This is a genomic window from uncultured Roseibium sp., from assembly GCF_947499295.1.
Classification (GTDB): Bacteria; Pseudomonadota; Alphaproteobacteria; order Rhizobiales; family Stappiaceae; genus Roseibium.
Genome location: NZ_CANMNP010000008.1, coordinates 168,359 through 184,506, shown reverse-complemented (window position 1 = coordinate 184,506; position 16,148 = coordinate 168,359). Strand labels below are relative to the sequence as shown.

Below are 16,148 nucleotides of genomic sequence, written 5' to 3'. Positions count from 1 at the left end.
TGAGGGTTTTGTCGGGTGAAACCTATCAAGAATGCGTTAAGGTAAACGAATTCATACCCCGGCCTCGAACGCTTCAACCAGATCGAGGAACGTCTCGCCGTATTTTTCAAGTTTGGATTGTCCGACGCCGGAGACAGCAAGCAGAGCATCTTTGGTCACTGGACGCGCCGCAGCGATGCCTGCGAGCGTCGCGTCGGGAAAAACAACATAGGGCGGAACGCTCTGATCCCGGGCAATCTGGGTTCTGAGCCTGCGCAGCCGCTCAAACAAGAGTTTGTCCTCGTGATCCAATTCGTCTGCAATTGAAGCGGTCCGGGAGGTGCGTGTTCTTTTCAGGCCCGCAGCGTTGCGGTCCTTGCGCAAGGCCAGTGTTTGTTCGCCGCGCAAGACGCTGCGCGCCTTTTCGGTCAATACCAAGGCTCCGAATTGGGCGTGGTCGACATCCACATAACCGGCTGCGACCAACTGCCTGGCAATTGATTGCCAGGTTTTTTGCGGGACATCCTGACCGATCCCGAAAACGGTCAAAGCGTCATGTCCGAAACGATTGGTTTTCTCGTTCGATTTACCCATGAGAACATCAATCACATGACCGGTGCCGAAGCGCTGGCCGGTGCGGTAGATCGCAGACATGAGTTTCTGCGCAGCTTCGGTCCCATCCCAGGTTTCAACCGGTGACAGGCACGTGTCGCAGTTTCCACAAGGGTTTGCGTAGGTTTCTCCGAAATGTGCAAGAAGGGCTTGCCGTCTGCAGCCGGCCGTTTCGCAAATGCCAAGCAGCGCATTCAGTTTGGCATTCTCCGCCCGCTTCACTTCTTCGGGGGCATCTCCTTCCGCAATCATGCGTCGGCGCTGCACAAGGTCGGCCATGCCATAAGCCATAAAGGCTTCGGCTGGTGCTCCGTCGCGACCGGCACGCCCCGTTTCCTGGTAGTAGGCTTCAACGGAAGACGGCAGATCGAGATGGGCGACATAACGAACGTCGGGTTTGTCGATCCCCATACCAAAGGCGACCGTTGCCACAAGGCAAAGCCCTTCTTCAAGAAGGAAGGCATCCTGATTGGCCGCGCGCTGCCCTGTCGGCAGACCCGCATGGTAGGGAAGTGCTTTTATTCCCTTGGCACTTAGCCAGTCGGCTATATCCTCAACCTTCGCCCGTGACAGGCAATAGACGATACCGCTTTCACCTTCATGTTTTTTCAGAAAGTCCAGCAACTGTTGACGCTGGTTGGTCCGTTCCACGATTTCGTAGCGAATGTTGGGCCGGTCGAAGCTGGAAGAGAAGACTTCAGCTTCTTCCAGCTGCAGCCGGGCCAGAATGTCTTTTTGGGTGTGCGGGTCTGCGGTGGCGGTCAGAGCAACCCTTGGCACGCCCGGATAACGCTCGCGAAGGCACGAAAGAGACAGGTATTCTGGCCGGAAATCGTGGCCCCACTGACTGACGCAATGCGCTTCGTCGATCGCAAACAGGGCAATGTCAAGCGTGTCCAGGAAACGGCGGAAACTCTCATTTCCAAGACGCTCGGGTGTCACATAAAGGAGGTCGACAATCCCTCGCCGCAGGTCTTCCCGCAGCGCATCCTGCTCATCCGGCGAGAGTGCCGAGTTGAGGGCCGCTGCTTTTACTCCGGCGGCCTGCAGAGCGCCGACCTGGTCTTTCATCAACGCAATCAGGGGCGATACAACAATGCCGACGCCTCGACGGCAAAGTGCGGGGATCTGAAAGCAAAGAGACTTCCCGGCACCGGTCGGAAACAGAACGACAGCGTCATTGCCTTCACTCAAGGTCTCAATGACGGCTTGTTGTTTGCCCCGGAAGCTGCCGTAGCCGAACACCTGCTGCAAAACTGCAAGCGGCTTTGGTTCGGGAAGAACCGGCGGCGCGACGGCGGGCTGAACGGGCAGGGTATCCTGCGCGGCAATCGCGGGCGAAACTGGCATGAGCGAGAAGGTTCCCTTTCTTCATCCGCACCATGTCTTATTCGCACAGTCAGGGCAATGAAGGGGAAATCGCACCTGTGGATGACCGGTTTCGCCATTCAACAGGGCATGTGAAAATCAGAATTCGGCGTCCGGATCTGTCGCCAGGGTTTCGGCACAGTGAACGCGCATCTGCTCGGCAAGATCGCTGAGATCACCCGCAAGTCGCTCCGGGCGGATAGGTTTGCCGAAATGGACGCTGAACTTGGCATTCTTCTTATTGAGCAACTCATTGAAAACTGTCATGTCGCGCAATTCTGTCGACACCCTGGCAAGGAAATAGAAGAGGCCCGAATTGCGTCCTCCCATATGCATGGGGATGATCGGCGCTTTGTTTTTTCGAGCCAAAGCCAATGCAGACGTCATCCAGGGGCGTTCCGTCAACTTTCCTTGATGCCAATGGGCAAGACGTCCGGATGGGAAGAGCACCACAACGCGTTCTTTCGTAAATGCGGATGAGGCGAGTTTCAGGGTTTCTTTCGACTTTGTCCGGCTCTTGAAATCGGCCCGCCATTCGACGGGGACAATCATGTCCGCCAGCCGTGGGTTGATTCGGATTGCGTCCCTGTTGGCGAAAATGGACAGATCATCGCGGCAGGCCTTGATCGCATCGTAAAGAACAATGCCGTCGGCAATACCGGTCGGATGGTTTGAAACAAGAACCACGGGTCCTTGAGCGGGAACGCGCTCCAGGCCAATGGTTGTCACATCAAGCTGAAGCAGACTGCTCAAATGGGCAAAGCAGTCTACGGCTTCCATTTGAGCAATCTTGTCCGCCATATCGACCGCGGATTTGTAGCGCAGTATCTTGTATGCAAAAGGTTTGATGATGGGCCACCAGGGGCTGGCCATCACAAGTTTTCCGCGTTCGGCGATCAGGGAATCAACTATATGTTGTTCTGGAGCCTGCTTTTGGAGCGCAGCCTCACGCCGAGCCGGCAAGGCGTTTGTCGTCTGGTCTGTCGTCCGCACACTGCACCTCTGCCCATCGGTAACCTGCTACGCGTCCCTGCATCGTTAGCGAAATAGAACCTGTGGTGCAAACTCTCCTTGAAGAATTTACCGATCTAAATATCGCCTTGTTGCATTTCAACTCCACAAGGAGCTGGTGAACAGTCCCACGATCGTCAAGAAAGCCGCCGCCCATGCCAGCGACCGTGGTGTCGACCGATCCATCCAGTAGCAGAACACATAGATCAGTCTCAAAAGCACGAACAAAACAGCCAATCTGTCGATCCAATGTGGATCTGCGCCCTGGCTCATTGCGACAAAAACGGAAACCGCGAAAAACGGAAACGCTTCGAAGCCGTTGGCTTGAGCCGCCTGCGCGCGCGCCCTGAATCCTTCACGCCAATAGTCCGGATCTCGCGGCAGGGCGTTGTTGAAGTCCTTGCTCAGCTTTGCAGGAAAAGCAGACAGGATCGGCAAAATTGCGGCAATCAGGATGCACCACAGTGCAATTGACATCATTGGCTCCAATTCAAATTCATGGACCTACCGTCAGGACGGCGTGGGCGATGAAGATAAGGGTCACAGTCCCGGCACAGACGAATATTCGAATTCGTGTCTTTGTTCCAAAGATATCCTCATGAAAACAGGAGGCGAACTTCTCCTGTCATATTCTTTACCTGAAGGAGGGATAGGAGCATGTCGCTGCTGGCGCATCATTTACGTTGTTCTAAGAAGGGGTGACGTCTTGTCAAACACCACCTTGCTGTTCCTGTGCCCGGACAACGCTCTGCTCGGTCCTCTCGCGGAAGCCTATCTGAATTCGAAGGCGAATGGTCTGATACGAGCCTTTTCTGCAGCGTCTGCACCATCTGGGCGGCTGAGCAGGCATGTCGAAAGACTTCTTGCTGCCGAAGGTTTGGATGCCAGGGGTTTGACGCCAAAGCCGGTCGACATTTTCCTGCTGCCCTATGCAGTTGTTCCCGACAGGGTCATTTACCTGGCTGACCTGGCGCCGATCGATCAGCCATCACATTGGAAGGCAACCACCTCTAGCCACTGGTGGAGCATTGCTGGAAAGCCTCCGCTGGCGGAGGGCTTCACGGCAAGTGCAGGCTACTTTCTGAAGATCAGGACAGTGATCGATCGATTGCTGGTACCGCCTGGGTTACCGGCCTCGCCGGCGGTTCGGGACGTTGCCTGACCGTTGCCACTGCCATCCAAGTCAAAAATAGCGGTGCTTCATGTGCATTTTTTTCGTGATTTTGGATTTTCGACAAATTGTGGGCTAAGAGATGCACCATATGGGGACGAAGGTGAGGGATTGATTCGTCATGATGCGTGCGGGAAAGTTCGTTTTGATTGTTGGTCTGGTGGTTCTGACAGCCGCTTGCCAACGGCTATCGGGCAATCGGAACTACGCGGCTCCGCTGCCTGCGACACCGACAACTCCGGTCGGAACTGGGACACTTGATCCACTCGATCCCAACGCACCTCCACCGGGCACAACCTTGACCGATCCGAACGCTGCTCCGACGGACCTTGCGAGCAATCCAGTTGCTGCACCGTCCGGTGCGAAGGAAGTTGGCCGAACCGATCTTTTGGGCGGTTGGAAGCTGTCTTCCTCGGGTGACAGCTGCATGGCGTTTATGACGCTGACGACCTGGTCCGGCGGCTACCGGGCTAATACCAGAGGTTGTGCTACGCCTGCATTGTCAGGAATCTCGGCTTGGGATCTGAACGGCAATCAAGTCGTTTTGAAGGACGGTTCCGGTGTGATCGTCGCACAGCTTTATTCCAGCTCTCCCGGGCAGTTTAACGGTCAAACCTCCTCCGGATCACCCATCTCGTTGTTCCGTTAAAACACCTCCGTGTTTTTACTTTACAGTACGCGCTATGAGTGTATATTTGCATGGCTACCGGAAAGGCTGTGCGAATGTCCAAATACGAACCATTGCGCGAACACCTGGCTCGACTAGACGATGTTGTCTGGGCCGCCAAGCTGTATGAAGTCGAAGAAATCATCGGTTCATCATTGCCGAAAAGCGCCCGCGAACACAGAACATGGTGGGCTAATTCGGGCGGCAGTCTGGTGCATCAGAATGCCTGGCTGGACGCTGGTTGGCGTGTGGAGCGAACCGACCTCATGCGGGATGTCATCGTCTTCCGCCGCCTGCGCATCGGAGGGACAATTCTTGCCGGCAAGCCAGCACGTTCCGAACGACTGGGGCGTGACCCTCAACGTGCTGCCGAGAAGCGGCTGGCAAAGGAGATGGGTGCCCTTCGGCAACCGGCGACCGTCACACTTCGTTCGGAGTGGACGCCGCTTGGGGATGTGCAAAGAACACCGTGTTCCAACTCGACCATTCCAAAAGGCGGCGGCGTGATGCGGTTCGCGGCAATGGATGGCGATGACGTTGTAACTGTAATCGTCGCAGCGCTTGCCGTGCAGAAGACCTATCGCGGTCTGAGAATGCAGGTGAAAGGCGTTGAGGAAGCCAGTTCCGAAAAGGAAGGACTGGAACTCATCAAGAAAGCCGGGTTCGATCCGACGGACCCGATTGAGTGCGACGTGGTCAAGTCAGGAAACGCCTGGCTGTTGACCGACGGTCGTGGCCGGAAAGCGAATTTGGATGATCAATCCGAGTGTTATCTCGTAGCGCAGCTTCTTTATCTGCAAGAAATGCAAAACGGCCGCAAGACGACGCTGATTTTGCGATAGCGTACGACCAACTTGGATTTTCAAATTGGTTGGGGGCTGCGTCCGGTTGATCCGGATGCAGCCCTTTTGTCGTTTGCGAACTATTTCGCTGCAATCATTGAGACTTCAACCATCACCGGCGCACCGGGTTTAGAACCGGGAAGTGCGCCCACTTCGACGGCGGCTCGTGCAGGCGGAATGTCTCCTTCTGACCAATAGGTGCCGTAGACTTGGTTGAACGCGCCATAATTGTCCATATCGGTGATAAAGACGGTCGCCCTGACGACATTGTTGAAAGTGTATCCGGCCTCGTTCAAAACGCCGCGCAGGTTCTCCATGACAATTTTGGTTTGGGCCTTGACGTCATTTTTTGCCGCGTCGGGAATTGCACCTTCAACATAGGGGATCTGTCCGGAGACAAACAGCATTCCGTTTGAAAGCTTGATTCCCGGTGAATAGGGGGCAATTGGCTTGTTCCCCGCGACATAGACCGGCGTGCGGCTGTCTTCCGCGATGGCGGCCCCGTTCAGAGCTGCCAAAGTCACTGCGGCCGCAGCTATTGTTTTGAATTTCCGATTCATTTCGTCCTCCTTCAAATGAATATCATTTGGCTGCTTCGATGATGAGATTGGCGACAAATTCCGGCTGGGAAACCATGATGGAATGACTTGACGCTATCTCCTTGGAAACGGCACCAATCTTCTTCGCGAACTCGCGTTGGAGCCCTGTTGGTGTCATGTGGTCCTCGCCGGCGATGGCATAAAAACTGGGTTTTTCTTTCCATGCTGTGGTGCTGACCGGCTCTCCAAGTGCAGAGCTGTTCAAAAGTCCCTGACTTGCCGCGATGAAATCGGTCTGATCCTTTGGCAGATCTTGTGCGAAGTATTTCGCGGTCGCCTCTTTCGACAGAAAGAAATAACCGTGTTCATCTTTTTGCAGCGCGCCTATGCCCGGAGCAGGGAACTTTTCGAGTTCGGCAGCTTCACCAAGGGATTGTCCCTCATTTGGTGCGTAGGCGGCCACGTAGACCAGAGACTGGACCTTGTCATGTCCGCCGGCCTCGGTGATTACCATGCCGCCCCAGGAGTGGCCAACCAGAACCACGGGACCTTCTGCGCGATCAATCGCACGGTTGGTGAATGCAACGTCGCCGGCGAGCGATTCAAGCGGGTTCTGAACAGCGATCACTTCAAGACCGGCAGCTTCCAGAAAGGGCGTTACTTTGCTCCAGCTTGACCCATCGGCGAATGCACCGTGAACAAGGACAACTGAATTGGCTTTCAGATCTGAAGCGATTGCCTGACCGGACGACCAGATCATGGCGCTTGCCATTGCGGCGCTCGCAAGGAAGTTTCGGAGTGAGGTCATGATAGTTTCCTTTGAAAAAGGGTAAGCAATTAATTAGTGCACTATTTATTTGTAAGCTATTTAACATATGTGAAGTCAAGCATTTTCTGAAGGGATCGAAAATATGACTGATTTCAGTCGGTTAGAGACGGGGAGCCTTGAAACATATGCCGCATTGGTCTAAAAATTTGCGCACTATCTAATAGGACGCATCATGGAAAGCTGTACGACGGACGAGAAAGGCCTGCTCAGAATAGAGGATCAGCTGTGTTTCGCTCTTTATTCGACATCAAGGGCGATCACCAAGGAGTATGCGGTTCTGCTTGAGACGATGGGTGTCACCTATCCGCAATATCTGGCGCTAATGGTGTTGTGGCAGAACGACGGCATTCTGGTGCAGGACATTGCCAGGAGCCTCGAAGTGGACCAGGCAACTGCTACCCCTTTGGTAAAGCGGCTTGAGAAACTTGGTTTTGTAACACGTCAAAGAAGCGCGGAAGACGAGCGGCGCGTTCAGGTGTTCCTGACCGAGAGTGGCAAGGGTCTCTACAAAACGGCACTTTCGGTTCCTCAGGGCCTGGGTTGCGCCATCGGCGTGGATGGACAAAGAGCCGAGAAGCTGATTAAGGAACTCAACGACATCAAGGCATTCATCGCACAGAACAATCTGCCTTGAACCAGGGACCGGGCTGTCGGTCTCCAGGGGCCTTAAACTAAGAGCTTGCGATATCAGCGCCCTATTGGCGAAGCCAGTACTTCCTTGATAAAGGCGGTCTTACCCGCAGAGTAGTCGGACCAAAACGGGCCGGTTTTGTGGTTCGAAGCAAGTCGCTCCTTGAGAGCCTCATACTGCAGCGCAAGTGTCCGCTCGCTGATTAGCCTGTCCCGAAAGGCAACCCTGTCTGCCGCTGCAGCGCACCCGGCCTTGCACAGACAAACGCGGTGGTTCATGAGCGTTTCATTTTGATTAGGGTGATCGGAAGCAAGCCGTTTGGCCGTCTGTCGGGTCAACTGCACTTCGTCAGGCCGAAACCGGTTGCCATGGTCGGCATATCCGGCCGAGACCAGGCGACGGCGCAACTCGCCAAGATCTGCGGAGGGTTTTAAAAGAATGTCGATATGCAGTTTGGGTTTTGCCTTGATGCCTGGAATGGCGGTCGAACCGACATGTTCAAAGCCGGTTACGTTGTCCAGGAGCGCTTGTTGCAGATCGCAAATGATCTTTTCCGCTTCTTCCTTCCAGTTGGGATCGTGCTCGCACAGAACTACGGGCATATGTTGAAAACCTTTGATTTCAATCGGTTGAATGAAAATTTCGAGCCTCGGCAATGCGCCCTGGGATAATTTCATGACTTGCATCTGCGGCAATTTGACCGTATTTCGCCCAAGGGTTTTTAGCAACCTGCGCCTTGGATACTCACCGCCCCATGAATTCTCATGGATGGAGCAGCACCCTTGAATATGGAACTGCCGGTTAACCGCGCCATGAGCGCCCGCTACGATGCTCTGATCGCGTCCGGTGAGATCACTGAGGACCCTGTCCAAAGAGAAGCGGTTTATCATCTTGATCTTTTGAACACTCGCCTTGCCGAAACCCGTCTGGCCTCAAAGAAGAGTTCACTTGGCTGGCTGTTTGCCAACAAGAAGAACCAGCTTTGGGCAAAGGTCGAGGGCCTCTACATGTGGGGCGGTGTTGGCCGTGGCAAGACAATGCTGATGGATCTCTTTTATGAGGTCACCGTGATCCGCAGAAAGCGTCGGGTTCACTTCCATGAATTCATGACCGACGTGCATGAGCGCATTCATGCGCACCGGCAGGCGCACAAGCGCGGTGAGGTCAAGGGAGATGATCCGATCCCACCGGTCGCCGAAAAGATTTCCGATGAAACCCGGTTGCTGCTCTTCGATGAATTTTCGGTCACCGATATTGCAGATGCGATGATCCTTGGCCGTTTGTTTACGCAGCTTTTCGAGCGTGGTGTGGTGGTGGTCGCAACTTCCAATGTCGAGCCGTCACGGCTCTATATGGATGGTTTGAACCGACAACTGTTTGTGCCGTTTATCGAAATGCTGAAGTCGCGCGTGGAAATTCTGCATCTGGATTCACCGACTGACTATCGGCTGGAGAAACTTGCTGGAGCACCTGTGTATGTCACGCCGCTGGGCAACGACGCAAATGCCCAGATGGACGCGCTTTTCACAAAGCTTACACATGGAATGAAGCCTCATTCCGAAGAGCTGGAAAACAAGGGCCGTGTCATACCGGTGCCTTCGGTCGCATCGGGTGCTGCGAGATTTACGTTCGATGACCTTTGCATGCAGCCGCTCGGCGCGAGTGACTATCTCCGTATCGCCAATGCCTACAGCACCATCTTCCTGGACAATGTGCCGGTCTTGTCGCGTGCGCGGCGCAATGAGGCAAAGCGGTTCATCAACCTGATCGATACGCTTTACGACAACGGCATCAAGCTGGTCATTTCAGCGGAAGCAGAGCCGCAGGAGCTCTATGTCGGAGAAGATGGCACGGAAGCTTTTGAATTCGATCGCACGGCCTCACGCTTGATCGAAATGAGGTCCGAAGCGTACCTTGCGGGAGACAATCGGGCAGTACACGCTTAAGTCTGCATTCCGTATAGGAGAATTACGCAGACGGGAAGAAACGAGAAATTTTGCTTCGCCTCGCGCAATATTCTTTTGGCGAACTTGCGCAGGGGCGGCAAAGAGAGTAGTGCCATCTTCAGTCATCAGAGGATGGCATAGAGTTCCATCTTACGTAAAGGGAAACTTTCGAAATGGCGCGGAACAAGATTGCCTTGATCGGCTCTGGTCAGATCGGCGGCACGCTCGCTCATCTGGCAGGATTGAAGGAACTGGGAGACATCGTTCTCTTCGACATTGCGGAAGGCGTTCCGCAGGGCAAGGCGCTGGACCTCGCTCAGTCTTCCCCGGTCGACCGCTTCGATGCCAAACTGGCCGGTGCCAACAGCTATGAAGCCATTGAAGGCTCCGATGTTGTCATCGTCACCGCAGGGGTCCCTCGTAAGCCCGGCATGAGCCGCGACGATCTGCTTGAAATCAACCTGAAGGTTATGGAGCAGGTCGGCGCTGGTATTTCCAAATATGCTCCGAACGCATTTGTCATCTGCATCACGAACCCGCTCGACGCGATGGTCTGGGCCCTGCAAAAATTCTCCGGCCTTCCGAAAAACAAGGTCGTCGGCATGGCCGGTGTGCTGGACAGTGCCCGCTTCCGTTATTTCCTTGCGGATGAGTTCAATGTTTCCGTCGAAGACGTCACGGCATTCGTTCTGGGTGGCCATGGCGACACAATGGTGCCGCTGATCCGTTATTCCACCGTTGCGGGCATTCCGCTGCCGGATCTGGTCAAGATGGGATGGTGTACTGCTGAGCGGCTGGAGGAAATCGTTCAGCGTACCCGTGACGGCGGTGCGGAGATCGTCGGCCTTTTGAAAACAGGGTCTGCTTTCTATGCCCCGGCCTCTTCTGCCATTGCGATGGCCGAAAGCTACCTGAAAGACAAGAAGCGTGTTCTACCTTGCGCAGCAGCCCTTGATGGACAGTACGGCCTGAAAGACACCTATGTGGGTGTACCTGTTGTGATCGGTGCGGATGGCGTTGAACGCGTCATCGAAATCGACTTGCAGGGCGAGGAAAAAGCCAACTTCGATAAGTCCGTTGCTGCGGTCGATGGTCTGGTTGACGCTTGTAAGAAAATTCAGCCGGCGCTCGGCTAAGCGAGCGCCCGCTTTTTGAACTTAGCGGCCGCTTTTTCGATCATTTGAAAGAGCGGTCCTCCGAAAACGGGGGAGACACATGAATATTCATGAATACCAGGCCAAGGCAGTGCTGAAGCAATTCGGTGCGCCGGTCGCAGAAGGCGTGGCCATTTTTACAGCCGATGAGGCAGAAGCTGCCGCAAAGAAACTTCCCGGCCCGCTTTGGGTGGTCAAGACACAGATCCACGCTGGTGGCCGTGGCAAAGGCAAATTCAAGGAATTGCCGGAAGATGCCAAAGGCGGGGTTCGCCTGGCTTTCTCACTGGATGAAGTCACTGCCCATGCCAAGGAAATGCTCGGCAACACGCTGGTAACCAAGCAGACCGGCCCTGCGGGCAAGGTTGTAAATCGCCTTTACATCGAAGATGGCGCTGACATCGAGCGCGAACTTTATCTCTCCATCCTTGTCGACCGCACGGTTGGACGGCCCGCATTCGTGGTGTCCACCGAAGGCGGCATGGATATCGAGGCGGTTGCCGAAGAGACGCCTGAAAAAATCATCACGCTGCCGATCGACCCTGAAACGGGTGTCACCGCTGCTGATGCGGGCCAATTGTGTGATGCGCTTGAACTGACAGGTGCGGCACGCGACGATGGCATGACGCTGTTCCCGATCCTGCACAAGGCCTTTGTCGAAAAAGACATGAGCCTTCTGGAAGTGAACCCGCTCATCGTCATGAAGGACGGACATCTGCGTGTCCTTGACGCCAAGGTCTCCTTCGACGGAAACGCCCTGTTCCGCCACGACGACATCATGGCGCTGCGCGACGAAACGGAAGAAGACGCCAAGGAAATCGAAGCGTCCAAACATGACCTCGCTTATGTCGCGCTCGAGGGTGATATCGGCTGCATGGTCAATGGTGCCGGCCTGGCCATGGCAACCATGGACATCATCAAGCTCTACGGCGCAGAGCCCGCAAACTTCCTGGATGTCGGCGGCGGCGCGTCGAAGGAAAAAGTGACGTCCGCCTTCAAGATCATCACGTCCGATCCGAACGTGAAGGGCATTTTGGTGAACATTTTCGGTGGCATCATGCGCTGCGACGTGATCGCGGAAGGCGTTGTTGCAGCCGTCAAGGAAGTCGGCTTGCAGGTTCCGCTCGTTGTGCGTCTGGAAGGCACCAACGTGGAGCTCGGCAAGAAAATCATCAACGAAAGCGGCCTTAACGTGATCGCCGCTGATGATCTCGACGACGCCGCCCAGAAAATCGTGAAAGCCGTCAAGGGGGGCGCGTAAATGTCGATCCTCGTCAATAAAGACACGAAAATCATCGTTCAGGGCCTGACCGGCAAGACCGGTACGTTCCATACGGAACAGGCACTTGAATATTATGGCACCAAGATGGTTGCCGGTGTGCACCCGAAAAAAGGTGGCGAAACCTGGGGCAGCGTTGAAAGCGCCGCTCAATTGCCGATTTACGCTTCGGTCAGCGAAGCGAAGGACGCAACAGGTGCGGATGCATCCGTGATCTATGTCCCGCCGGCGGGTGCCGGTGCTGCGATCATCGAGGCAATCGATGCGGAAATCCCGTTCATCGTTTGCATCACCGAAGGCATTCCGGTTGCTGATATGGTCAAGGTGAAGGCAAAATTGGACAAGTCCAATTCACGTCTGCTTGGACCGAACTGCCCAGGCATTCTGACTCCGGAAGAGTGCAAGATCGGCATCATGCCCGGCTCTATCTTCAAAAAGGGCTCCGTCGGCGTTGTTTCCCGTTCCGGTACTCTGACCTATGAGGCCGTCTATCAGACCTCCGTCGCCGGACTTGGGCAGACCACTGCTGTCGGCATCGGGGGCGACCCGGTCAAGGGCACCGAGTTCATCGATGTCCTGGAGATGTTCCTGGCTGACGATGAAACTCAATCCATCATCATGATCGGCGAAATCGGCGGCTCAGCCGAGGAAGAGGCTGCTCAATTCCTGAAGGATGAGGCCAAGAAGGGTCGCTCGAAGCCTATGGCTGGCTTCATTGCAGGCCGTACCGCGCCTCCTGGCCGGACAATGGGCCATGCCGGTGCCGTGATTTCCGGTGGTAAAGGTGGTGCGGAAGACAAGATAGAGGCGATGGAAGCGGCCGGTATCAAGGTGTCTCCGTCTCCTGCAAAGCTTGGTGAGACACTTCTCGAAGTCTTGAAGAGCTAAAATCGCAGGATTATTTGCGGTTAGTGCACGGAAACGGTTTACGTTTCCTGTTGCATAGTGAAAGGATGGGTTGCGGCGCAAATTGTGTGCCGTAACACTTATTCGAGGGGCCGATGATTTCATTGGTCTTTGTAGGGAACCGGCCGCGGGTCTTATTTTCGGCCCGCCTTAACAAAAAGGGCGGAGCAAACCTCCGCTAAAGGACATGGCACGGCAGGAAGCGAACAACGTATTCGCACTGACGTCGTTGCTTTACGGCGCCAACGCAGCCTATATCGAAGACCTCTACGCACAGTACAAAACGGATCCGAATTCGGTGGACGCCGATTGGCGGGAATTCTTTGCGTCTTTCCAGGACGAAAAAGACGCCGTTTTGAAAGAGGCACGCGGGGCGACCTGGAAACGCAAGGACTGGCCGATTGAAGCAAATGGCGATCTCGTCAATGCTTTTGACGGCAATTGGGCGCCGATCGAGCAGAAAATCGGCGACAAGCTCAAAAAGAAAGCCGAAGCCAAGGGTGAACCGATTTCGGACGCTCAGGTACACCAGGCAACCCGCGATTCCGTCCGTGCCCTGATGATGATCCGCGCTTATCGCATGCGTGGTCACCTGCATGCAGATCTTGATCCGCTCGGCCTGAGCGGCAAGGGCGATCATGAGGAGCTGCATCCCTCATCCTACGGTTTCACGGAAGCCGACTGGGACCGGCCGATCTTTATCGACCACGTTCTCGGGTTGGAACACGCCACAATCCGCGAGATGCTCGACATCCTGAAGCGGACCTACTGTTCCACGCTCGGTGTCGAGTTCATGCATATTTCCGACCCGGCGTCCAAGGCCTGGTTACAGGAGCGCATTGAGGGGCCGGACAAACAGGTTGCGTTCACCTCTGAAGGCAAGAAGGCCATCCTGAACAAGCTTGTCGAGGCGGAGGGCTTCGAAAAGTTTCTCGACGTCAAATACACCGGCACCAAGCGTTTCGGTCTTGATGGCGGCGAAGCGCTGATCCCTGCGTTGGAGCAGATCATCAAGCGTGGCGGCCAGATGGGCTTGAAGGATATCGTCTTCGGCATGGCGCACCGAGGCCGCCTGAATGTGCTGTCCCAGGTGATGGGGAAACCGCACCGCGCCATCTTCCATGAGTTCAAGGGCGGGTCCTATGCGCCTGATGAAGTTGAAGGCTCAGGCGATGTGAAATATCATCTCGGGGCATCTGCTGACCGGAATTTCGACGGCAACAATGTTCACTTGTCGCTGACGGCGAACCCGTCGCATCTGGAGATCGTCAACCCGGTCGTTCTGGGCAAGGCTCGCGCCAAACAGGATCAGCTGGCCGCCGACGAAAACGGCAATTTCATCGAAACCACCGAAGTTGATCGCGACACGGTATTGCCGCTGCTGTTGCATGGCGATGCGGCCTTTGCCGGCCAGGGTGTTGTTGCCGAGTGTTTCGGCCTCTCGGCGCTGCGCGGTCACCGCACCGGCGGTTCGATCCACGTGATCATCAACAACCAGATCGGCTTCACGACCAATCCGCGCTTCTCGAGGTCCTCACCCTATCCGTCGGATATGGCCAAGGTCATCGAAGCGCCGATTTTCCACGTCAATGCGGACGATCCAGAAGCGGTCGTCTTTGCCGCCAAGATCGCAATCGAATACCGCCAGACGTTCCATCGTCCGGTGGTTATCGACATGATTTGTTATCGCCGCTTCGGCCACAATGAAGGCGACGAGCCGGCGTTCACGCAGCCGATCATGTACCGCAAGATCCGCAAGCATGCGACGACACTTCAGCTTTATTCCGAACGTCTGATCAGCGAAGGTCTGCTTTCGCAGGAAGACGTCGATCAGATGAAGGCGGAATGGCGCAAGCATCTGGATGAGGAATTCGACACCGGTCAGGCCTTCAAGCCCAACAAGGCGGACTGGCTCGACGGCAAATGGGCCGGCATGAAACGCGCGGGTGATGAAGACGATCCCCGGCGCGGTCAAACCGGGCTGCCGCTCGAGGAGTTGAAGGATATGGGCCGGGCTCTGGCACATGTGCCGGACGGCTTCAACATCCACCGGACCATTGCCCGCTTCATGAACCATCGTGAGCGTATGATCGAGACCGGTGAAGGCATCGATTGGGCAACAGCTGAAGCACTTGCTTTCGCGTCGCTCCTGAAAGAAGGGCACCCGATCCGTCTTTCAGGTCAGGATTGTGAGCGCGGAACGTTTTCTCAGCGTCACTCTGTTCTTTATGACCAGGAAAACGAAAGCCGCTATATCCCGCTCAACCATATTTCTCCGGATCAGCAACGCTACGAAGTCATCAACTCGATGCTTTCCGAAGAAGCTGTGCTCGGGTTTGAATATGGTTATTCGCTCACCGAGCCGCGTGCACTGACCATGTGGGAAGCGCAGTTCGGCGACTTTGCCAACGGTGCGCAGGTCTTGTTCGACCAGTTCATTTCTTCAGGCGAGCGCAAGTGGCTTCGCATGTCGGGTCTGGTCTGCCTGCTGCCGCACGGGTACGAGGGCCAAGGTCCGGAGCACTCATCAGCGCGGCTGGAGCGTTATCTGCAGCTCTGTGCGGAAGACAACATGCAGGTGGCGAACTGTTCGACACCGGCAAACTACTTCCACATTCTGCGCCGACAGCTGCGCCGTGACATTCGCAAACCGCTGATCCTGATGACGCCGAAGTCCCTTCTGCGCCACAAGAAAGCCGTTTCGAAGATCGAAGAGCTTGGCCCGGATTCAACGTTCCACCGTCTGCTTTGGGATGATTGGGGTCCGAACCTCAACGCCGAAAGCAAGCTGGTTGCGGACGACAAGATCCGTCGTGTCGTGATGTGTTCCGGCAAGGTCTATTACGATCTGTTTGAAGAGCGTGAGAAGCGCGGCATCAATGATGTCTATCTTATGCGAATTGAGCAGCTCTATCCGTTCCCGAAGAAGGCTCTGATGCTCGAGTTGGCGCGCTTCCCGCAGGCTGAAATGGTCTGGTGTCAGGAAGAGCCCAAGAATATGGGTAGCTGGTTCTTCGTTGAATCCTACATTGAGTGGGTGCTCGGTCAGATTGATGCCAAACACAAGCGTCCGCGCTATGCAGGGCGGGCGGCGATGGCTTCGACGGCAACCGGCCTGATGTCGGCCCATCTGGCACAGCTGCAGGCATTCCTCGAAGAGGCACTAGGAAACTAAACGTATCCCGTTCGGGAGGGCCTTCGGGCCCTCTTCTCA

General features: G+C 55.4%; 15 protein-coding genes. 9 read left to right on the top strand and 6 right to left on the bottom strand.

The features are described from left to right. Window positions 1-51 precede the first annotated feature (51 nt). The 3 genes from recQ to Q0835_RS14650 all read right to left on the bottom strand — a co-directional run bounded on the left by recQ (window position 52) and on the right by Q0835_RS14650 (window position 3,447). The gene (gene recQ / locus Q0835_RS14660; RefSeq protein ID WP_298962388.1) at window positions 52-1,941 is read right to left on the bottom strand and encodes a DNA helicase RecQ; all 1,890 of its coding nucleotides are present in this window, start codon (window positions 1,939-1,941) and stop codon (window positions 52-54) included. Window positions 1,942-2,058: 117 nt separating this feature from the next. Then, window positions 2,059-2,952, bottom strand: coding sequence for a 1-acyl-sn-glycerol-3-phosphate acyltransferase (locus Q0835_RS14655; protein WP_298818794.1), 894 nt, complete (start codon window positions 2,950-2,952; stop codon window positions 2,059-2,061). 117 nt (window positions 2,953-3,069) lie between these two features. Then, window positions 3,070-3,447, bottom strand: coding sequence for an MAPEG family protein (locus tag Q0835_RS14650; RefSeq protein ID WP_298818796.1), 378 nt, complete (start codon window positions 3,445-3,447; stop codon window positions 3,070-3,072). 229 nt (window positions 3,448-3,676) lie between these two features. On the opposite strand from Q0835_RS14650, the gene Q0835_RS14645 reads away from it, so the two are divergent. From Q0835_RS14645 to Q0835_RS14635, 3 genes are all read left to right on the top strand, one after another. Next, window positions 3,677-4,132, top strand: coding sequence for an ArsR family transcriptional regulator (locus Q0835_RS14645; protein WP_298962386.1), 456 nt, complete (start codon window positions 3,677-3,679; stop codon window positions 4,130-4,132). 130 nt (window positions 4,133-4,262) lie between these two features. After that, window positions 4,263-4,790, top strand: a complete 528-nt coding sequence (locus Q0835_RS14640) for a protease inhibitor Inh/omp19 family protein (protein WP_298818800.1) — start codon at window positions 4,263-4,265, stop codon at window positions 4,788-4,790. A 74-nt stretch (window positions 4,791-4,864) separates the two neighbouring features. After that, window positions 4,865-5,650 (top strand): hypothetical protein, encoded by a 786-nt coding sequence (locus Q0835_RS14635; protein ID WP_298818802.1) that lies wholly within the window; start codon window positions 4,865-4,867, stop codon window positions 5,648-5,650. A gap of 80 nt (window positions 5,651-5,730) precedes the next feature. Here the strand turns inward: Q0835_RS14635 and Q0835_RS14630 are convergent, their stop codons facing one another. After that, window positions 5,731-6,210, bottom strand: coding sequence for a RidA family protein (locus Q0835_RS14630; RefSeq protein WP_298962384.1), 480 nt, complete (start codon window positions 6,208-6,210; stop codon window positions 5,731-5,733). Window positions 6,211-6,232: 22 nt separating this feature from the next. After that, window positions 6,233-6,997, bottom strand: coding sequence for an alpha/beta hydrolase (locus Q0835_RS14625; RefSeq protein WP_298962382.1), 765 nt, complete (start codon window positions 6,995-6,997; stop codon window positions 6,233-6,235). Window positions 6,998-7,190: 193 nt separating this feature from the next. On the opposite strand from Q0835_RS14625, the gene Q0835_RS14620 reads away from it, so the two are divergent. Next, on the top strand, window positions 7,191-7,652 hold the full coding sequence (locus Q0835_RS14620) for a MarR family transcriptional regulator (protein ID WP_298818808.1): 462 nt from the start codon (window positions 7,191-7,193) through the stop codon (window positions 7,650-7,652). Window positions 7,653-7,705: 53 nt separating this feature from the next. On the opposite strand, the gene Q0835_RS14615 is transcribed toward Q0835_RS14620, so the two are convergent. Then, window positions 7,706-8,326, bottom strand: a complete 621-nt coding sequence (locus Q0835_RS14615; RefSeq protein WP_298962380.1) for a GrpB family protein — start codon at window positions 8,324-8,326, stop codon at window positions 7,706-7,708. 87 nt (window positions 8,327-8,413) lie between these two features. Here Q0835_RS14615 and zapE point away from each other — a divergent pair, with 87 nt between their 5' ends. The 5 genes from zapE (at window position 8,414) to Q0835_RS14590 (ending at window position 16,109) form a co-directional block, all read left to right on the top strand. Continuing rightward, on the top strand, window positions 8,414-9,595 hold the full coding sequence (gene zapE / locus Q0835_RS14610; RefSeq protein WP_298962378.1) for a cell division protein ZapE: 1,182 nt from the start codon (window positions 8,414-8,416) through the stop codon (window positions 9,593-9,595). 173 nt (window positions 9,596-9,768) lie between these two features. Next, on the top strand, window positions 9,769-10,731 hold the full coding sequence (gene mdh, locus Q0835_RS14605) for a malate dehydrogenase (RefSeq protein ID WP_298962376.1): 963 nt from the start codon (window positions 9,769-9,771) through the stop codon (window positions 10,729-10,731). 79 nt (window positions 10,732-10,810) lie between these two features. Further along, window positions 10,811-12,010 (top strand): ADP-forming succinate--CoA ligase subunit beta, encoded by a 1,200-nt coding sequence (sucC, locus tag Q0835_RS14600; RefSeq protein ID WP_298818816.1) that lies wholly within the window; start codon window positions 10,811-10,813, stop codon window positions 12,008-12,010. Then, window positions 12,011-12,916 (top strand): succinate--CoA ligase subunit alpha, encoded by a 906-nt coding sequence (gene sucD / locus Q0835_RS14595; RefSeq protein WP_298818818.1) that lies wholly within the window; start codon window positions 12,011-12,013, stop codon window positions 12,914-12,916. Between the two features lie 205 nt (window positions 12,917-13,121). Next, window positions 13,122-16,109, top strand: coding sequence for a 2-oxoglutarate dehydrogenase E1 component (locus Q0835_RS14590; protein WP_298962373.1), 2,988 nt, complete (start codon window positions 13,122-13,124; stop codon window positions 16,107-16,109). The last annotated feature ends 39 nt before the right edge of the window (window positions 16,110-16,148 follow it).